The following is an 18,034-nucleotide window of genomic DNA, read 5'->3' as shown; positions in this document are numbered from 1 at the left end:
GTCGTCCCTATAAAACGAACCGGACAGGGAAAAATTAGCGGGGGATGGGCGGCGTAGAGCGAGCTGTCATCAGGGGTTACATCAATCCCCGGGAAAGACACACGAACCCCAGCTAGCATTGACGAACACCACTTTTTTGCAACTACATCTAGTTACACGCAGGGAGCGCCGTGTCCAAAAATGAAAAGCTGCTCGCCAAATGGCTCAACGAGCAGATGGCATTTACCTGGCCAGAGCTCGTCACGCTGCTGCGTCGTCTTGGCTACACACAGATTGAGGGGGCTGGAAGCCGCGTCAAGTTCGACATCGGCGATCCGAGTGCAATGATCACCTTGCACAAGCCTCATCCCGGCAACGAACTCAAACACTACATTCGGCGCCAGATCATCGAACAATTGAAATCAGGAGAACTGATTCAGTGAACAACCAACTGAAACACAACGGCTACATCGGCTCTATCGAAGCCAGCCTCGAAGACAACTGCCTGTTCGGCAAGATCCTGTTCATCAAGGCACTGGTGAGCTACGAAGGCAAAACCGTCGCCGAACTGGACGCTGCATTTCGCGAAGCTGTGGACGACTACCTCACTACCTGCCAGGCCCTTGGGCAAACACCGGAGAAGCCGTGCAAAGGCTCTTTTAACGTGCGGGTCGGCCACGATCTTCATCTTGCCGCCGCCCTTGAAGCGACACGTAAAAAGGTGACCCTGAACGACCTGACGCGCCAGGCGCTGAACGAATTCCTGCAACATCACCGAGCGGACTCCGGCCCCCTGATTGGCTGACGTTTCGACGTTTCATTGTGGGTTATGACGCTCAACCCAACCGCCGATACCCCAGCACCGCTGACCCCATCACCACCGCCCCCGCCGCCAGCGCCACCCAGAATCCGCTGGCGGCACCAAAATGGTCGATCATCCAGCCGGAGCTGGCGGCACCGATGGCCACGCCGATGCTCAGGCCGGTGATCAGCCAGGTCATGCCTTCGGTCAGGCGGCTCGCGGGCACGATCTTTTCCACCAGGGCCATGGACACGATCAGGGTCGGGGCGAAGAACAGTCCGGAAATGAAGATGGCCACCGCCAGGCCCGGAATGTGGGTGACCAGCAGCAACGGCAAGGTGGTCAGCGCCGTGGCCACGCCGCAGAACAGGAACTGCCGGGGCAACGGCGCCTTGAGCTTGAGGGTGCCAAAGGCCAAGCCCGCCAGGCACGAACCGATGGCGTACACCGAGAGCACGATGCTTGCCGCCGCCGGCTGGCCCTGGTGCTGGGCAAAGGCCACGCTGACCACATCCACCACGCCCACGATCACCCCCATGGCCAGCAGCAGGATCATCAGGATCAGCACCGACGGTGACGCGATCAGCCAGCCCCGATGGTGAGCGTGGTGCTCATGCACCGGGGGTTCGGTCGCACGTTGCATCACAAAGGTGGTAACGCCAACCGCCAGCAGCAGCGCGGCGACCAGAGGGCCGGCTTCGGGGAACAGCACCACGCTCAAGCCCACAGAAATCGGTGGGCCGATGATGAAGCACACCTCATCCAGCACCGATTCCAGGGCGAATGCGGTCTGCAGCTTAGGCTGGCCCCGGTACAGCTCGGTCCAGCGCGCCCGCACCATGGCTGACATATTCGGCATGCAACCCGCCAGGGCAGCAAACAGGAACAACGTCCAGGTCGGCGCCTGCAACCGCGTGCACAGCAACAGCATCAGCAGCGCCCCGCCGCCGATCAAGGCGGCAATCGGCAGCACCCGGCCTTGGCTGTACCGATCCACCAACCGTGACACCTGCGGCGCGCAAAACGCCGTGGCCAGGGCAAATATCGCCGCCACCGATCCGGCCAGGCCATAGCCGCCGTGCACCTGGGAGAGCATGGTGATCAGGCCAATACCGGCCATGGACACCGGCATGCGCGCCAGCATGCCGGCCCATACGAAGGCCCGGGCACCGGGGACCTGGAACAACTCGGCGTAAGGGTTTGCCATGATTTAAACGTCTTCTGTCCTTAAATTGCGCATCCTTTTATCACACCAACCGCTTGATCTGCTTATGCCGCCACACCAACCGGTAATACGCGATCTGCAACCCCAGCATCGCCAGGTACGTCACCGGGAACGCCATCCACACGCCTTCCAGGCCGAAGTGCGCATTCAGCAGGTATGCCATCGGCAGCTCAACACACAGCACGCAGAAGATCGAAATCGCCACTGGCATCAGCACCACGCCGCTGGCGCGCATGATCCCACCGATCACGGCCTGGAAGCCGAATACGAGGATGCTCCACAACATGATGTGCAGCAGGTGTTCGGCGTTGATCCGCGCGGCATCGTCGGTGATGAACAGGCCCAGCAACCAGTGGGACAACCCATAACCCAGCACGATCAGGCCACCTGTCAGGCACGTATTGATCAACAGCCCGGTGCGCAGAATCGGCCCGATACGCTCCAGGCGCCCGGCCCCAATCGCTTGGGCCCCGAGGATCGAGGCGGTGATGGCGATCGACAGCGCCGGGAATTGCACGTAGTTGACGATCTGCGTCACCGCCCCATAGGCCGCCGTGGCCTGGGACCCGTGGCCGTTGACCAAAGCCAGGATGACCAGCTCCGACAGCGACAACACCACCATCTGCAAGCCTGTAGGCAAGCCGATGCGCAGGACTTTGCCGAGGATGACGCGGTCCAGGCGCAAGGCCGCGAGCAGTTCGCGATCCGGCGCCATCACATGGTTTTTATGGCGCAGGCGCAGGACCAGAAACAGCATTGCCGAGGCATTCCCCACCAGGCCTGCGTAGACCGCGCTCTGGATACCCAGGGGCGGCAGGCCGATCCAGCCGCGAATCAGCGCCGGGGTCAACAGCAGGCCGACCAGGGTCGAGACCATCAGCGCCAGCAGCGGCGAGATCGTGTCGCTGACACCGCGCAACAGCTGGGTGTAGAGGATAAACACCAGCAGCAGCGGCATGATCAACATCATCATCTGGGCATAGCCCACTGCATCATCGAGTACATCAATCGGTGTGCCCAATGCCTGTAACGCCGGGCGCGCAAACAGGCTGCCCAGCACCGCTGCGATCAGGCCCACCAGTGCGCCGAGGGTCAGGGTGGCACCGGTAATCGCCTTGACCATCCCGGTTTCCTGGGCACCCCACGCCTGGCCAATCAGCACCGAGGCGCCCGCCCCCAGGCCGATCACCAGGGCAATAAAGAAAAACACGATGGGAAACATCCCCGACACTGCCGCCAACGCCTGGGTGCCGAGCATTTGCCCGACATAAATGCCGTTGAGGGTGCCGGAAAAGCTTTGCAGGAAGTTGGACAGCACCATCGGTGCCAGAAAGATCAGGTAGATCTGCCACAGCGGGCGTTGCACAGGGCTTTGCATGAAAAACGGGGCCTCGGAGAACTAAAGCGTCCGAGGGTTATACCGTAATTGGATCCGATCTTCCTGTGCTTTGTCCTTGTACCGCGTCCACCACCAGGCAGGCATTGCGTACCGTGGCATTCAGGCGCAGGGCATTGCCCTCCAAGATACATTCGGCAATCGCCGGCTCCAGCTCCACCCGCAAACGCCGGCCCAGCGCACGTGCGCCGAACCGCGCATCGTGGTGACGGCACAGCCAGGCCCGCGCGTGTTCATCCAGCACCAACGAGCACTGTTGCGCCGCCAAGCGCTGATTGAGTTTGCCCAGCTCCACCTCCAGCAGTGCTTCCAGCCACTGAGCGTCGATGGGTTCGAACATCAGGATGCGGTCGATACGATTAAGGAACTCCGGTTCAAAATGACCATGCAGCGCCTCTTCCAATACAGCCGCCTCATCCCGGACAAATACCCGCAGCAACCGACGCCAACCTTGGGCGAACCGCTGACGATGACGACGCGCCTGCCGCGCGCCGATATTGCTGGTCATGAAGATCAGGCAGTTGCGAAAGTCCAGGGTGCGAGTGCCTGCGGCCAACGTCAGTTGGCCATTTTCCAGAATGCCCAGCAGGCTGCGCAGCACTTCCTGGCTGGCCTTTTCCAGTTCGTCGAACAGCACGATGCCAGGTCGGCTGTAGGTACCCTGGATCAATTCGCTGTTGAACAGGCTGATACCCTCCTTGCTGCCCACATAGCCGGGGGGCGCGCCAGTGAGCGCAGCGGTGTAATGTTCCTGGGCCAGGGTGTGCATGTCGATGCGGCAAAAGCCGTCGGCGCGGCCGTGCAGCGCCTGGGCCAGCAGGCGCACGACCTCGGTCTTGCCCACACCGGTCGGGCCCATGAACAGATTGACGCTTAGCGGTCGATCACGCTCACCGATATCCGCCTTGACCACCTTGAGCAAGCCTTCCACCTGAGCCAGTGCAGCGTCCTGGCCGACGATCCGGCTGCGCAACAACGCCATCACCTGCGCCGGTTCAAAGGTAAAGCGCATGCGCTACTCCAGCGTCTTTTCTTTACCGCCATGGGGCAACTGCCCCACCGGGCACTCGGCCACGCCCACCGTGCTGCGGGTGATTTTCTCCACATTCTCCTGCGCCTTTTGCGCATCCAGCACCCAGGTACGGTAGAACTCGAACGGACAGTCGGCCACGCCCTTGTCGCCATCGCCCGAGGCATGCATACCGGTGTAGCCGCGGTGCAGCAGCTTGAACAGATGGTTCTGCGACTGGTCATTGGCTCGCGCATCGCGAATCTGCGACACCGACAATTGCGCGTACTGGATGCCCATCTCCTCCTCACCGCACTCGCCCAACGTGCGCCCGTCAAAGCCGATGATCGCCGAGTGACCGAAGTACGAATACACCCCATCGAACCCAGACGCGTTGGCCACCGCCACGTAGCAGTTATTCGCCCAGGCCATGCTCTTGGACATCTGCACCTGCTGCTCCTTGGCCGGGTACATATAGCCCTGGCAGCGCACGATCAGCTCCGCGCCCTTCATCGCGCAATCGCGCCAGATCTCCGGGTAGTTGCCGTCATCACAAATGATCAGGCTGATCTTCATGCCTTTGGGTCCGTCGCACACGTAGGTGCGATCGCCCGGGTACCACCCCTCGATGGGGCACCAGGGGATGCACTTGCGATAGCGCTGCACAATTTCGCCGAAGTTATTGATCAATACCAACGTGTTATAGGGCGCCTTGTGCGGATGCTCCTCATGGCGCTCGCCAGTGAGGGAAAACACGCCCCAGGTATTGGCCTGGCGGCAGGCGGCCGAGAAGATCGCCGTCTCGTCGCCAGGAATACTCGCAGCGGTCGCCATCATCTCGTCGTGGTCGTACATGATGCCCATGGTGCTGTATTCAGGGAACACCACCAAGTCCATGCCGGGCAGGCCCTGTTTCATGCCGAGGATAATGTCGGCAATCTTCTTCGCGTTGTCGATGACCTCGGCCTTGCTGTGCAGACGCGGCATCTTGTAGTTCACCACCGCGACACCGACGGTGTCCGGGCTGCTGGAAATATCGCCATGACGCATTGCAGTGCTCCTGCTCTAGTGACTGATCATCCACGGCCGCGGGCCGGTCCTGGTCTTGAGGCCCAACGGGTTGGCCTTGCTCGGCAGCTCCTTTTGGCGGGTGCCACAGCAACTGCATCCGGTCGGGTGCCGACGGCTTTCCTGATACTCACCGACGGTTTGCGGCGCGTTGGCACTGCGCTCGTTGCCGGCGATGGCCTTGCGCTGGTTGGCCGACAGCGTTTGCAGCGCCGGGGCCGACACCAATAGCTGCCCGCCGGGCCCGGCGCAGTAAGGGCACTGGTTGGGCTCGTGGCGCTGGGCGATAGGCCGCAACATCGTGAACGTGCCGCAGGTGTCGCAGGCGTATTCGTAGGTCGGCATGGCTACAGGTCCGGAGCGATGGGCAAGTCGATACTGCCGTCGAGAAATAGGGTCGGCCCGTTGGCGTTGGGGTTGATATCGAACTCGAAGATTTCCGTGGGCAACCACAAGGTCGCGCAGGCATTCGGTATATCCACCACGCCACTGATGTGCCCCTGCACCGGTGCCGAGCCGAGCAACGCGTAACCCTGGGCTGGCGAATAGCCGAACTTGGTCAAATAGTTGATCGCATTCAGGCATGCCTGGCGGTAGGCGACGTTGACGTCCAGGTAGTGCTGCTGGCCCTGCTCGTCCACCGAGATGCCTTCGAAGATCAGGTAGTTCTTGTAGTGCGGCGTGATCGGGCTCGGCTTGAACACTGGGTTCTTGATCCCGTATTTGGCCATGCCGCCTTTGATCAGCTCGACTTTCATATGCACCCAGCCAGCCATTTCAATGGCGCCGCAAAAGGTGATTTCACCGTCGCCCTGACTGAAGTGCAGGTCGCCCACCGACAGCCCGGCGCCGTTGACGTAGACCGGGAAGAAGATCTTCGAACCCCGGGACAAATCCTTGATGTCGCAGTTACCGCCATGTTCACGCGGCGGCACGGTGCGCGCGCCGGTGGCGGCGGCATCGTCGCGGGCCTGCCCCTTGAGCTTGCCCATATGCGCGGTGGCGGCCAGCGGTGCGTTGGCCAGTGGCGGTACACGGGTTGGGTTGGTGTCGATCAGCTCCTGTTCACGGCGGTTCCAGTCGGCGAGCATCACCGGATCGGGCAAGCAGCCAATCAGACCAGGGTGGATCAGGCCGGCGAAATTCACCCCCGGAATATGCCGCGAGCGGGTGAACATGCCCTTGAAATCCCAGATGGCTTTTTGTGCGCTGGGGAAGTGATCAGTGAGAAAACCACCGCCATTCTGCCGGGAGAAAAACCCGTTGAAACCCCACTGTGAATCGGCCTTGGCACCGATATCGAGCAAGTCCACCACCAGCAGGTCTCCGGGCTCGGCGCCGTGCACACCTACCGGGCCCGACAGGTAATGCACGGTGGACAGGTCCACATCGCGCACATCGCTGGCGTCGTCGTTGTTCTTGATTGCGCCGGCGGTCCAGTCGTAGGTTTCCAGGATGAAGTCGTCGCCCGGCTTCACCCAGCACGCCATCGGGATATCCGGGTGCCAGCGGTTATGGATTTGCTCGTTCTCGGTAACAGGCTGGTTGAGGTCGACTTTGATCAGCGTTTCGGTCATGGACTGGCTCCTGGACGGATGACGTAGGGCGTTCGATCCAGTCTCGGGGAGCCAGGTAAATCGGGGAATACGTTGGATGACGTATGAGGTCAGACCTTGTCGCGTTTCATCTGCATGGTCAGGGTGAAACGATCGGTGGGGTAGACCGATTCCGACACGGCGATCAGCCCACCGGGCTCATCGCGATATTGACGAATGATGGCCAGGCCCAGTGCGCCACTTTGCGCTTTGAAGCAGTGCATCACCGGCGCTGGCGTCGACCTTGATGCTCGACACACAGAAGTAATGCCCCCCGGTTCCAGCCCCAGTCGCCGGGCCAACGCACTATCGAGTACGTTCGAGTTGAATGTGGCCAAGCCGGTGCTGATCCACAACGTAGAGCATTCACTGTTTATGACCACAGCACTCAACCCCGTACTGGGCTATGAACGCGTCGCTACGAAGCGAGGTGCCACCGAGACGGTCGGCGGCACCCTCGGTTCATCCAGCGGCAGTTGCACGCTTTTTATCGATCACGTGATCCAGGTTCGCCAGATCAAACCGCCCGTCCTTGTACCCAGGGCCGCCTTTGTCATTAACGCCAACATCCGTATCTTCCAGAAGCTGTTTGCGCTTGAGAAGTTCTGCCGCCGCCTGGCGCGCTTCCGGACTGTAGGCTTTATCCGAAGGCAACAACCCTGCTGCTTGTTTCAACTCCTTGAAGTTGACATAGTCATCACCATCACCGTACTCGACAAAGTTCGCTTTAATTGTTCTAAGCAGCTCTTCATCACTCATGCCTTTAAATCTATTGGAGGTATTACCGAGGTCGTCCCGGGTAAAACTCCCATCCAGCGTGCCTGTTTTACCTTCATCAAGTTCCTTGAACAAACTCCCCCGCGCCAGCAGTTCCTTGGCAATATTTATCTCATCCTGAGTGGCAGGTGTACCGTCCAGACGGTAACCCGAGGCCACTGCATTCAGCGACCTGTCGGTTATGGCGCCCGGGGTATTCGGGTCTTCCAGGGAACTGAAATGGGAGAGTACCTGATTGGAAAAGTCTTCCTTGCTGAGGTGGGTATAGGACTTACTCTCGGCATCAGGCATGCGCAAGACCTGGCCCCCACCGTAGTAGGGTTGCTGCGCGGCGAAGTTTGAATTGTCATACCTCGGCGATTGCCCGAAGTGCGGCTGGGGAAACTGCTGGTTGACCCTTTGCTGCTGCATGGCGCCGTTATAAGGCCCCGAGCGCGGCGACTGCTTGAAGGGTGCCTCCTGCGCTTCATAATGGTCAACGACGGCGGATACGTCCCCATGGCTGATAACGCCATCCTCCTGGCCGCCGTGGTTGATTGCGTCAAGCAGGTGTTCCATTTTCGGATTGTTGAGAATCGCGCGGGCCAACAGGGTCATCTGATCATGATAGGGGTTTCCCGTCGGCGGACGACCGGCAGCGTGCTGAAGCGAATCACGCGACACAAAAGCCGTTCCCGGGGTTCTGAAGTAATCAAAATTACCTGAAAAGTCTCGCGCGATTCTAGAGCTCTGAGCGCCCTCATAACCGCTATAACCATGACCCCTTCCAGCGCCATCAGTGACTGGATTAAAGCCAGTGCCGGCAACTGGCTGACAGTGGGGTTGTTGACGACAATACAGTTCCATAGCTACACCTCAGTGTTATGGGGGTCGATAAATGCCAATCCAATAAAACTGCTTGCTGGATCAACGCCCCTCTCTGTGGTGACTGATAATAAGCCGGTTCCAAAAAACCAATTAAATGTACAACTAAGCGCGGGAAAACTACTTGGACATACTCTGCATGCGCCCCGAGCAGCAATACGATAAAACCTGCCATGGCTGTCGGAGAGCGCCTGGAATAAACCTGTATCCTCGCAGCCTTTGCCGCCCTGCTCACACCGACAAGTACCGACTGATCGTCGCCTCATCCACCCGATCCCGGGTCTCTTCAATCACGAACCGCCCCTTCTCGATCACCAGGAAGCGGTCGGCGATCTCCAAGGTAAACGACAACACCTGCTCCGACACCACAATGGTCAGATCCCGCAGGTTGCGAATCTCCTTCAACGTGCGCGCGATGTCCTTGATGATCGACGGCTGAATACCCTCTGTCGGCTCATCCAGCAGCAGCACCTTGGGGTTGGTTGCCAACGCCCGGGCAATCGCCAGTTGCTGTTGCTGGCCGCCGGACAGGTTGCCACCCTTGCGCGATTGCATGTCGTAGAGCACCGGGAACAGTGCATACAAATCCTCCGGCACTTTCCCCCGCGCGGACGCCGACAGGCCGGTCTGGATATTTTCCAGCACGCTCATGCTCGGGAAAATCATGCGGCCCTGGGGCACATAGGCAATCCCGCGCGCTACCCGTTCATGGGTTTCCAGCGCCGACACATCCTGCCCGTCAACGCTGACCTGGCCCTTCCACTGCGGCAGGATGCCCATCAGGCTCTTGAACAAGGTGGTCTTGCCCATGCCATTGCGGCCCATCACCGCGACAATCTCGCGCTTGGCCACGCTCAGGTCCAGGTCGTGGAGGATCTGGCTCTGCCCGTAGCCGCAGGACAACTGGTCGATCTTGAACATGCGCGGTTCCTCAGTGGCCCAAATACACTTCGATGACTTTCGGATTGCTTTGCACCGACTCCATGCTGCCCTCGGCCAGCACCTTGCCCTGGTGCAGCACCGTGACTTTGTGGGCGATGCTTTTGACAAACTCCATGTCGTGCTCGATCACCAGCACCGAACGGCCCTGGCTGATGCGGTTGAGCAGCTCGGCGGTTTGCGCGCGTTCGTTGACGCTCATGCCGGCCACCGGTTCGTCGAGCATCAGCAGCTCGGGGTCTTGCATCAGCAGCATGCCGATCTCAAGCCACTGCTTTTGCCCATGGGACAGCAGGTCGGCCTGTTGCTGCAGAAAATCGCCAAGGAAGATCTCCCGCGCCACCTCTTCCACCCGTGCAATCACCTGGGGGTTACGCTTGAAAAACAGCGCCCCCCACACCTTGCGACCTGCCGGATAAGACATCTCCAGGTTCTCGAACACCGTGAGGTTTTCGTAGATGGACGGGTTCTGGAACTTGCGTCCCACCCCTGCGCGCACGATGTTGTACTCGCGCATCTTGGTCAGTTCCTGGCCGTCGAACTGGATACTGCCGCTGGTGGCGCGGGTCTTGCCGCAGATCAGGTCGAGCACCGTGGTCTTGCCGGCGCCGTTGGGGCCGATCACCACGCGCACTTCGTTGCGGTCGATATACAGGTTGAGGTTGTCGACGGCTTTGAAGCCGTCGAACGAGACAGTGAGGCCTTCGATGGCCAGCACCGGTTTATTCATTTCAAAGCCGACGGCGGTCATGGCTGGGTCTCCAGGATCTTGGTGTTGGCCTTGGCTTTAACCGGGGTGTTCGCCACAGGTGTGCGCCGCAGCAGTTTCGCCAACGCCTGGCGCCCATGACTGTCCCACAAGCCGGCCAAACCGTTGGGGAAGTACATGACCACGGCGATAAACAGCCCGCCCATCAGGTAAAGCCACAGTTCGGGGAAGGATTCGGAAAAGTAGGTCTTGCCGTAGTTCACCAGCAGCGCGCCATACACCGCGCCGAGCAACGACATGCGCCCGCCCACCGCCGCAAAAATAACCATCTCGATCGACGGCACAATGCCCACGAACGACGGCGACATAAAGCCCACCTGCAAGGCGAACATCGCCCCGCCAATCGCCGAAAACGCGGCGGCCACGCAGAACACGAAGATCTTGAAGCTGGCCACGTCATACCCGGAAAAGCGCACGCGTTCTTCCTTGTCGCGCATGGCCATCAACAGCCGGCCGAGCTTGGACGCGAGGATGAAACGGCCGATAAAGATGCAGCCGAACAACAAGCCGGCGTTGATGAAGTACAACATCATCTTCGCGCTGTCGGTACGCAGGTCCCAGCCGAGCAGCGTCTTGAGGTCGGTGACGCCATTGACGCCACCCGTCAGGCCTTGCTGGCCGACGATCAGCACCGTGAGGATCAGCGCAATCGCCTGGGTGACGATGGAAAAATACACATCGCCTACGCGCCGCTTGAACAGCGCCATGCCGATGACAAACGCCAGCAGCACCGGCACGGCGATCACCGCCGCCAGGGTAAAGCTGAAACTGTGGAACGGCTGCCACAGCCAGGGCAACTCAGTGATCTGGTTCCAGTCCATGAAGTCAGGGATGCCCGGTGTGGATTGGATCCTGGTGCTCTGCGGGTCCGATGCCTCAAGCTTGAGAAACATCGCCATGCAGTAGCCGCCAACCCCAAAAAATACGCCCTGCCCCAAACTGAGGATGCCGCCATACCCCCAGCACAGCACAAGGCCCACGGCGACAAACGCGTAGGTCAGGTACTTGCCGACCATATTCAGGCGAAAAGCGTCCAGGGTCAGGGGGAATATCACCAGGATCAGCAGCGCCAACAGCACGAGGCCGATCATGTTTTGCTGGCCGCCCAGCAGCTTGTCTAAAGCCTTCATCTGCTCGCCTCTACTTGCGCACTTTGATGGAGAACAGCCCTTGCGGGCGCAGCATCAGGATCAGAATCACCGAGGACAACGTAAGTACCTTGGCCATCGAACCACTGAGGAAAAACTCCGACAGCGATTGGGTCTGCGCGATCACGAACGCCGAGGCAATGGTGCCAAACAGACTTTGCGCACCACCGAACACCACCACCAGGAAGGTGTCGACAATGTACTGCGAACCTGCCGTGGGTCCCGTGGAGCCGATGGTGGTGAACGCCGCACCCGCCACGCCCGCCACGCCGCAGCCGAGGGCAAAAGTCATGCGGTCGACCTTGCGCGTATTGATGCCCACCGCGCGGCTCATCAGGCGGTTCTGTACGGTAGCGCGCACTTGCAAGCCCCAGCGCGAGCGGTACAGCATCAGGAAGATCACAGCGGTCAGCAGCAGGGTCAGGGCCATCATGAACAGGCCGTTGCGCGGGATTTCGATGGCGTCGGTGAAGTTTACCGAGCCCATCAGCCAGGTCGGCGGTTCGGCGCTGACTTCGCGGGCACCGAATACCGAGCGGAAGGTTTGCTGCATCATCAGCGACAAGCCCCACGTGGCGAGCAAGGTGTCCAGCGGGCGCTTGTACAAACGACTGATCATCGCCCACTCCACCAGCCAGCCAACGGCACCGGCCACCAGGAATGACAGGGCGATGGCGAAGAAGAAGTAATAGGGTTGGAAGCTCGGCGCAAAGTGCGCGGTAAGGCTGGAACATACGTAGGTGGTGTAGGCGCCGATGGTCAGGAACTCACCGTGGGCCATATTGATCACGCCCATCTGGCCGAAGATGATCGCCAGCCCCAAGGCCATCAGCAACAGCACGCAGAATACGGACAAGCCGTTGAACCCCTGCATCGCCGCGATGGCTCCAAATTCCGATAGCCATTCCATGATGATGGTCTCCTACAAAGAGATAAAATGCAGTCTGCTTTGGCTTTGCTGTATGCGGGAGGGGGCTTGCCCTCCCACATGTGGATCTGGGTTCGCCTGTTACTTATTGGTAGCCTTTGGGGAACGGGTTCGGCTCGATCAGATCCGACTCGTAGATCACCTTGAACTGGCCGTTGGGCAGTACTTCACCGATGCGCGACTTGCTCCACAGATGGTGGTTCTCGTGGATTTTCACGTAGCCTTCCGGCGCGGTTTTCAGCTCGATGCCTGGAGACGCGGCGACGACTTTATCCACGTCGAAACTGCCGGCCTTCTCCACCGCCGCTTTCCACAACCATGGCCCGAGGTAGGCCGCCTGGGTCACATCGCCGATCACCGAATCCTTGCCGTACTTGGCCTTGAACGCATCGACGAAGGCTTTGTTGTTGGGGTTGTCCAGGCTCTGGAAGTACTTCATCGAAGCGTAGAAACCGGCCATGTTTTCGCCGCCGATGCCGAGCAGTTCGTCTTCGGTCACCGAGAGCGTCAACAGCGTCTGCTTGGACGCATTCACACCTGCCGCATTGAGCTGCTTATAGAACGCCACGTTGGAACCGCCGACCACTGCGGCGAACACCACGTCCGGCTTCTTCAGCTTGACCTTGTTGATCAGCGACCCGAACTGAGTGTTGCCCAGTGGGTAGTAGTCTTCGCCCACCACGGTGCCGTGCAGCACGTTTTCAATGTGCTTGCGCGCGATCTTCATCGACGTGCGCGGCCAGATGTAGTCGGAGCCGACCAGATAGAAGGTCTTGGCGCCTTTGGTCTTGGCGATCCAATCGAGGCTGGCGAGGATCTGCTGGGTCGCTTCCTGCCCTGTGTAGATGACGTTTTTCGACTGTTCCAGCCCTTCGTAGAAGGTTGGGTAGTAGAGCAGGCCATTTTCTTTCTCGAAAATCGGCAGTACGGCTTTGCGCGAGGCCGAGGTCCAGCAGCCGAACACGGCGGCGACTTTGTCGTTGACCAGCAGCTTCTTGGCTTTTTCGGCGAAGGTCGGCCAGTCGGAGGCGCCGTCTTCCTGGATCACCTTGATCTGCCGTCCCAGAATCCCGCCCGAGGCGTTGATCTGCTCGATGGCCAGGCGCTCGGCCTGGATCGAGCCGGTCTCGGAGATCGCCATGGTGCCGGTGGCCGAGTGCAACTGGCCGACGGTGACTTCGGTGGGGGTCACAGCCAGGCCTTCGTTATCGGCCAGCACGCCCTGACTGAACAAAGCGGCCGCCAGTAATGACAGGGCCAACAGCGGTTTGGAGCGAATCAATCGTGATGCCATGGGGCGACTCCTCTGCAATGAGGAGGTCAGCATGGCGGCAGCCGGCCAGCGCGGGTATACGCAGCCTGACGTAACGGCATACGTCATTTGACGTATGCCGTTGCGCACTGTTTCAAGGCAGGTTGTGGCGAGCGACTTCACATGTGGGTCCTCAGCGTCTGCTGAGGCATAGAACTTGCTCAGTAATCACGCCAACTTCCCGGAGCCTACCCACCGTGCAATCCCCTCCCGGCACCCAGCGCATCGTCAAGATCCGCCGCGACTACAACACCTGGGTCGCCGACGAGACGATGGAAGACTACGCCCTGCGCTACACCCCCAAGTCCTTTCGCAAATGGTCGGAGTGGCGTATCGCGAACACCGCCTTGGGCGCGGTGTCGTTCCTGGCGCTGGAAGCCATCGGTGGCGTACTGGCCTTGAGTTACGGCTTCACCAACACCTTCTGGGCGATTCTGACCATCAGCCTGGTGATCTTCCTCACCGGCCTGCCCATCAGTTATTACGCCGCGCGCTACGGCGTGGACATGGACCTGCTCACCCGTGGCGCCGGCTTCGGCTATATCGGTTCCACCATCACCTCGCTGATCTACGCCAGCTTCACTTTCCTGTTTTTCGCCCTGGAAGCGGCGATCATGGCCTTGGCACTGGAGCTGTATTTCCATATCCCGCTGGGCATCGCCTATGTGATCTGCTCACTGCTGGTGATCCCGCTGGTGGCGTACGGTGTGACCCTGATCAGCCGCTTGCAACTGTGGACGCAACCCATCTGGCTGCTGTTGCTGGTGTTGCCCTACGGCTTTGTGGGGTGGAAAAACCCCGACGCCTTCAGCGACTGGACCAGCTTCGTCGGGCGCACTGGCGATGGTGGCGGCTTTAACCTGTTGGCGTTCAGCGCCGCCTGTACCGTGGCCCTGTCACTGGTCACGCAGATCGGCGAGCAAGTCGATTACCTGCGCTTCCTGCCGGAAAAAACCGCCGCCAACCGCACACGCTGGTGGGCCGCCCTGCTCTGTGCCGGCCCCGGCTGGATCATCCCCGGGGCGTTGAAAATGTTTGCCGGCGCGTTCCTCGCGTTTCTGGCCCTGCAACACGAAATCCCCATGGAGCGCGCCGCCGAGCCGACCCAGATGTACCTCGTCGCATTCCGCTACGTGTTCAGCTCACCGGAATGGGCACTCGGCGCCATGGTGCTGTTTGTGTTCATCTCGCAGATGAAGATCAACCTGACCAACGCCTACGCCGGTTCCCTGGCCTGGTCGAACTTCTTCGCCCGCGTGACTCACAGCCATCCCGGGCGCGTGGTATGGCTGGTGTTCAACGTGGCGATCGCGCTGATGCTGATGGAGCTGGGCGTATTCGATGTGATCGACCAGGTGCTGGGGCTGTACGCGAATATCGCGATTGCCTGGATCGGCACGCTGGTGGCCGACCTGGTGATCAACAAGCCCCTGGGGTTGTCGCCCAGGCATATAGAGTTCAAGCGCGCACACCTTTACGATATCAACCCGGTGGGGGTCGGCTCGATGCTGATTGCCTCATTGCTATCGATCCTCGCCCACTTCGGCCTGTTCGGCGCCCTTGCCCAGGCCGCGCCGCCCTTCGTTGCGCTGGGCACGGCACTGATCATGGCGCCGCTGTTGGCGTGGCTGACCCAGGGCAAGTACTACATCGCGCGCACCAGCGAAGTGCACTTGATTCATCCGGTGGCGCCCGCGACCCACGCGGTCTGCGGGCTGTGCAGCAACCCGTTCGAGACCGCCGACATGGCGTTCTGCCCAGCCTACAGCACGCCGATCTGTTCGTTGTGTTGCTCGCTGGATGCGCGCTGCGGCGACCGTTGCAAACCCCACGGGCGACTGGTCAGCCAGTTCGAAGGCGTGTTGCACTGGTTGCTGCCCAACACCTTGATGCCGCGCTTGCATACGCGCCTGGCGCATTACCTGGGTTTATTGCTCGCACTGGTGCTGATGCTTGCGGGGGCATTGGCGTTGATCTATGTCCAGGCTGCCCAAGGCTTGCCCCATTCGGAAACCCTCTACCAGGCGTTCTTCAAGGCTTTTCTCACCCTCTCGGTATTGGCCGCCGTGCTCGCGTGGTGGGTGGTGCTGACCCGCGAAAGCCGGCGCGTCGCCCAGGAAGAGTCCGACCGCCAGACCCTGCTGCTGATGCAGGAAATCGATGCCCACAGCCTCACCGACCAAGCCCTGCAACAGGCCAAGGAAGCCTCCGAAGCCGCCAACGCCGCCAAGAGCCGCTATGTCACCGGGTTGTCCCATGAACTGCGCACGCCGCTCAACAGCATTCTCGGCTTCACCCAGATTCTGCAGCGCGACAGCGCCATGCCCGAGCAGCATCAGGACGCACTGGCGACCATACTGCGCAGTGGCTCGCACCTGCTGTCGCTGATCGACGGCCTGCTCGACGTGGCCAAGATCGAGGCCGGCAAGCTGCGCCTGGAACTCACCGAAATCCCCTTTCCCGAGCTGATCCATGACCTGGAGCAAATGTTCACGCCCCAGGCCCGTGACAAGGGCCTGCGCTTTCGCCTGGACTGCGTGGGCAAGATCCCGGCAGTGGTGCGCGGCGATGAAAAACGCGTGCGCCAGATCCTGATCAACCTGCTCGGCAATGCGGTGAATTTCACCGACAGCGGCGAGGTGTGCCTGCGAGTCAGTTACCGGCGCGAGACCGCCAATTTTGAAATCATCGACACCGGTATCGGCATCGATCCGGGACAGTTGGAGCGGATTTTCCAGCCATTCGAACGTGGTGACCTGATGCGCCAGGACAAGGGCGTGGGCCTGGGCCTGACCATCACGCGCATGCTCACCTCGTTGATGGGCGGCGAGTTGCGTGTGACCAGTGAGCTGGACAAGGGCACGTGCTTCCAGGTGCGTTTGTTCCTGTCCCAAGTACGCGCGCCGCAAGCCGTGGTGCATGTGGAGCACGACATCATCGGTTATCACGGAGTACGCCGACGCATCCTGGTGGTGGATGACCATGTGGACCATCGCAAAGTGCTCAGCGGCATGCTGACGCCGCTGGGGTTTGAAGTGATCCAGGCCAGCAATGGCCAGGATGCGATCCGCCAGGTGGCGTTGCTGGCGCCGGACCTGATCCTGATGGACCTGTCGATGCCGACCCTGGATGGCTGGGAAACCAGCCGCCTGATCCGCCGCAATGCGCTGTCGAACGCGCCGATCATCGTGATCTCCGCCAACGCCTTTACCGACGACCGCGAACGCTGCATCGCCGCCGCCTGCAACGACTACCTGGCCAAGCCGGTGCGCACCCCGGAACTGCTCGGGCGCCTGCAACAGCATCTGGATCTGCACTGGCTGCGGCGCACCAGAAGCTTGACACCGCCGACGCGACCCAGTGTGTTGCCCAGCCCTGACGACCTTGCCGCACTTGCCGAACTCAGCGCCATCGGCTATGTGCGCGGCCTGCACGAAAAGCTCGACACGATCCTTGAACAGCGCCCCGACACCAAACCCTTTATTACCAAGGTTCGCGGGCTGCTCAAGGGTTTCCGCCTGGATGAACTCAACCGAACCCTCAAGGAGGCCGAAGATGAATGCACTCACCCGCAGCACTGAACCCGGCGTGGTGCTGATCGTCGACGATACGCCCGACAACCTGGCGATGCTCTCCGATGCCCTCGACGACGCCGGCTACATGGTGCTGGTGGCCCTCGACGGCCTGAGCGCCCTGAACCGCGTGCAACGCCGGCGTCCGGACCTGATCCTGCTGGACGCGATGATGCCCGGCCTGGACGGTTTCGAGACCTGCCGCCGGCTCAAGGCCCAACCGGCCAGCGCGGATATCCCGGTGGTGTTCATGACCGGGCTGACCGACAGCAAACACGTGGTGCGCGGTTTTGAGGTGGGCGGCAGTGATTACGTGACCAAGCCGATCCAGACCGACGAAGTCTTGGCGCGGGTGGCGGCGCATTTGCGCACGTCACGGATTTTGTTGTCGGCGCGAAAGGCGCAGCAGTCGAACGTGTTGACACTGGAAGACGAGCCGGCGCAAAAACTGCTATCGGCCAGGTTTCAACTGACCGAGCGCGAGGTGGAGGTGCTGCGCTGGGTGGCGTGCGGGAAAACCAATCGGGATATTGGCGATATTCTGGGGTTGAGTCCGCGCACGGTGAACAAGCACCTGGAGCATGTGTACGTGAAGTTGGGTGTGGAGACTCGGACAGCGGCCACATCAGTGGCCCTGGCAGCGATCTGAAT

The 18,034-nt window shown here is 60.6% G+C and carries 16 protein-coding genes and 1 pseudogene; 4 read left to right on the top strand and 13 right to left on the bottom strand.

Translation table 11 applies throughout. From position 1 onward, the window contains the following. Positions 1-170 precede the first annotated feature (170 nt). Both M2397_RS14060 and M2397_RS14055 read left to right on the top strand, forming a co-directional pair. Positions 171-422 carry a type II toxin-antitoxin system HicA family toxin gene (locus tag M2397_RS14060; RefSeq protein WP_259243684.1) on the top strand — a complete coding sequence of 84 codons (252 nt, stop codon included), beginning with the start codon at positions 171-173 and terminating at the stop codon, positions 420-422. Beyond that, on the top strand, positions 419-784 hold the full coding sequence (locus M2397_RS14055; protein WP_131700177.1) for a type II toxin-antitoxin system HicB family antitoxin: 366 nt from the start codon (positions 419-421) through the stop codon (positions 782-784). Before M2397_RS14060 ends, M2397_RS14055 begins: the two co-directional genes overlap by 4 nt. 31 nt (positions 785-815) lie before the next feature. Here M2397_RS14055 and M2397_RS14050 read toward each other — a convergent pair whose 3' ends face one another. The 13 genes and pseudogenes from M2397_RS14050 to urtA form a co-directional block, all read right to left on the bottom strand. Continuing rightward, positions 816-1,988, bottom strand: a complete 1,173-nt coding sequence (locus tag M2397_RS14050) for an MFS transporter (RefSeq protein WP_259243683.1) — start codon at positions 1,986-1,988, stop codon at positions 816-818. 40 nt (positions 1,989-2,028) lie between these two features. After that, a complete protein-coding gene (locus tag M2397_RS14045; RefSeq protein WP_145337233.1) occupies positions 2,029-3,384 on the bottom strand; it encodes an MATE family efflux transporter in 1,356 nt (451 codons plus the stop codon). Between the two features lie 37 nt (positions 3,385-3,421). Beyond that, positions 3,422-4,414 carry an AAA family ATPase gene (locus M2397_RS14040; RefSeq protein ID WP_131700173.1) on the bottom strand — a complete coding sequence of 331 codons (993 nt, stop codon included), beginning with the start codon at positions 4,412-4,414 and terminating at the stop codon, positions 3,422-3,424. A 3-nt stretch (positions 4,415-4,417) separates the two neighbouring features. Next, entirely contained in the window at positions 4,418-5,461 is a 1,044-nt protein-coding gene (locus M2397_RS14035) for an aliphatic amidase (protein ID WP_259243681.1), read from the bottom strand. Between the two features lie 15 nt (positions 5,462-5,476). After that, the gene (locus tag M2397_RS14030) at positions 5,477-5,824 is read right to left on the bottom strand and encodes a zinc ribbon domain-containing protein (protein WP_259243680.1); all 348 of its coding nucleotides are present in this window, start codon (positions 5,822-5,824) and stop codon (positions 5,477-5,479) included. A 2-nt stretch (positions 5,825-5,826) separates the two neighbouring features. Next, a complete protein-coding gene (gene fmdA, locus M2397_RS14025; RefSeq protein WP_131700170.1) occupies positions 5,827-7,056 on the bottom strand; it encodes a formamidase in 1,230 nt (409 codons plus the stop codon). Positions 7,057-7,145: 89 nt separating this feature from the next. Next, positions 7,146-7,286 (bottom strand): annotated as a pseudogene (locus M2397_RS14020) (GntR family transcriptional regulator); the annotation flags it as partial. A 250-nt stretch (positions 7,287-7,536) separates the two neighbouring features. Beyond that, positions 7,537-8,514, bottom strand: coding sequence for a hypothetical protein (locus tag M2397_RS14015; protein ID WP_259243679.1), 978 nt, complete (start codon positions 8,512-8,514; stop codon positions 7,537-7,539). Between the two features lie 432 nt (positions 8,515-8,946). After that, positions 8,947-9,636, bottom strand: coding sequence for an urea ABC transporter ATP-binding subunit UrtE (gene urtE, locus M2397_RS14010; RefSeq protein WP_145337231.1), 690 nt, complete (start codon positions 9,634-9,636; stop codon positions 8,947-8,949). A gap of 10 nt (positions 9,637-9,646) precedes the next feature. After that, positions 9,647-10,405 (bottom strand): urea ABC transporter ATP-binding protein UrtD, encoded by a 759-nt coding sequence (gene urtD / locus M2397_RS14005; protein ID WP_259243678.1) that lies wholly within the window; start codon positions 10,403-10,405, stop codon positions 9,647-9,649. Beyond that, positions 10,402-11,553 (bottom strand): urea ABC transporter permease subunit UrtC, encoded by a 1,152-nt coding sequence (gene urtC, locus M2397_RS14000; protein ID WP_145337229.1) that lies wholly within the window; start codon positions 11,551-11,553, stop codon positions 10,402-10,404. The genes urtD and urtC overlap by 4 nt, the downstream gene beginning before the upstream one ends. 10 nt (positions 11,554-11,563) lie before the next feature. Further along, positions 11,564-12,481, bottom strand: coding sequence for an urea ABC transporter permease subunit UrtB (gene urtB / locus M2397_RS13995; protein WP_178116768.1), 918 nt, complete (start codon positions 12,479-12,481; stop codon positions 11,564-11,566). 103 nt (positions 12,482-12,584) lie between these two features. Then, entirely contained in the window at positions 12,585-13,793 is a 1,209-nt protein-coding gene (gene urtA / locus M2397_RS13990; protein ID WP_131700166.1) for an urea ABC transporter substrate-binding protein, read from the bottom strand. 215 nt (positions 13,794-14,008) lie between these two features. Between urtA and M2397_RS13985 the strand changes: the two genes are divergently transcribed. Then, positions 14,009-17,392, top strand: coding sequence for an ATP-binding protein (locus M2397_RS13985; protein WP_259243675.1), 3,384 nt, complete (start codon positions 14,009-14,011; stop codon positions 17,390-17,392). Next, entirely contained in the window at positions 17,367-18,032 is a 666-nt protein-coding gene (locus M2397_RS13980) for a response regulator (protein ID WP_131700164.1), read from the top strand. The genes M2397_RS13985 and M2397_RS13980 overlap by 26 nt, the downstream gene beginning before the upstream one ends. Positions 18,033-18,034: the final 2 nt, after the last annotated feature.

The sequence above is a fragment of the Pseudomonas sp. BIGb0381 genome (genome assembly GCF_024809815.1).
Lineage (GTDB): Bacteria > Pseudomonadota > Gammaproteobacteria > Pseudomonadales > Pseudomonadaceae > Aquipseudomonas.
This window is presented reverse-complemented; position numbering and strand designations above follow the sequence as displayed.

What these genes read in the sequence shown, in the direction of transcription:
- fmdA (WP_131700170.1), bottom strand. Translation starts at nt 7,056, where the DNA reads ATGACCGAAACGCTGATCAAAGTCGACCTCAACCAGCCTGTTACCGAG.
- urtC (WP_145337229.1), bottom strand. Translation starts at nt 11,553, where the DNA reads ATGAAGGCTTTAGACAAGCTGCTGGGCGGCCAGCAAAACATGATCGGC.
- M2397_RS14035 (WP_259243681.1), bottom strand. Translation starts at nt 5,461, where the DNA reads ATGCGTCATGGCGATATTTCCAGCAGCCCGGACACCGTCGGTGTCGCG.
- M2397_RS14050 (WP_259243683.1), bottom strand. Translation starts at nt 1,988, where the DNA reads ATGGCAAACCCTTACGCCGAGTTGTTCCAGGTCCCCGGTGCCCGGGCC.
- M2397_RS14045 (WP_145337233.1), bottom strand. Translation starts at nt 3,384, where the DNA reads ATGCAAAGCCCTGTGCAACGCCCGCTGTGGCAGATCTACCTGATCTTT.
- urtD (WP_259243678.1), bottom strand. Translation starts at nt 10,405, where the DNA reads ATGACCGCCGTCGGCTTTGAAATGAATAAACCGGTGCTGGCCATCGAA.
- urtB (WP_178116768.1), bottom strand. Translation starts at nt 12,481, where the DNA reads ATGGAATGGCTATCGGAATTTGGAGCCATCGCGGCGATGCAGGGGTTC.
- M2397_RS14040 (WP_131700173.1), bottom strand. Translation starts at nt 4,414, where the DNA reads ATGCGCTTTACCTTTGAACCGGCGCAGGTGATGGCGTTGTTGCGCAGC.
- M2397_RS14030 (WP_259243680.1), bottom strand. Translation starts at nt 5,824, where the DNA reads ATGCCGACCTACGAATACGCCTGCGACACCTGCGGCACGTTCACGATG.
- urtA (WP_131700166.1), bottom strand. Translation starts at nt 13,793, where the DNA reads ATGGCATCACGATTGATTCGCTCCAAACCGCTGTTGGCCCTGTCATTA.
- urtE (WP_145337231.1), bottom strand. Translation starts at nt 9,636, where the DNA reads ATGTTCAAGATCGACCAGTTGTCCTGCGGCTACGGGCAGAGCCAGATC.
- M2397_RS13980 (WP_131700164.1), top strand. Translation starts at nt 17,367, where the DNA reads ATGAATGCACTCACCCGCAGCACTGAACCCGGCGTGGTGCTGATCGTC.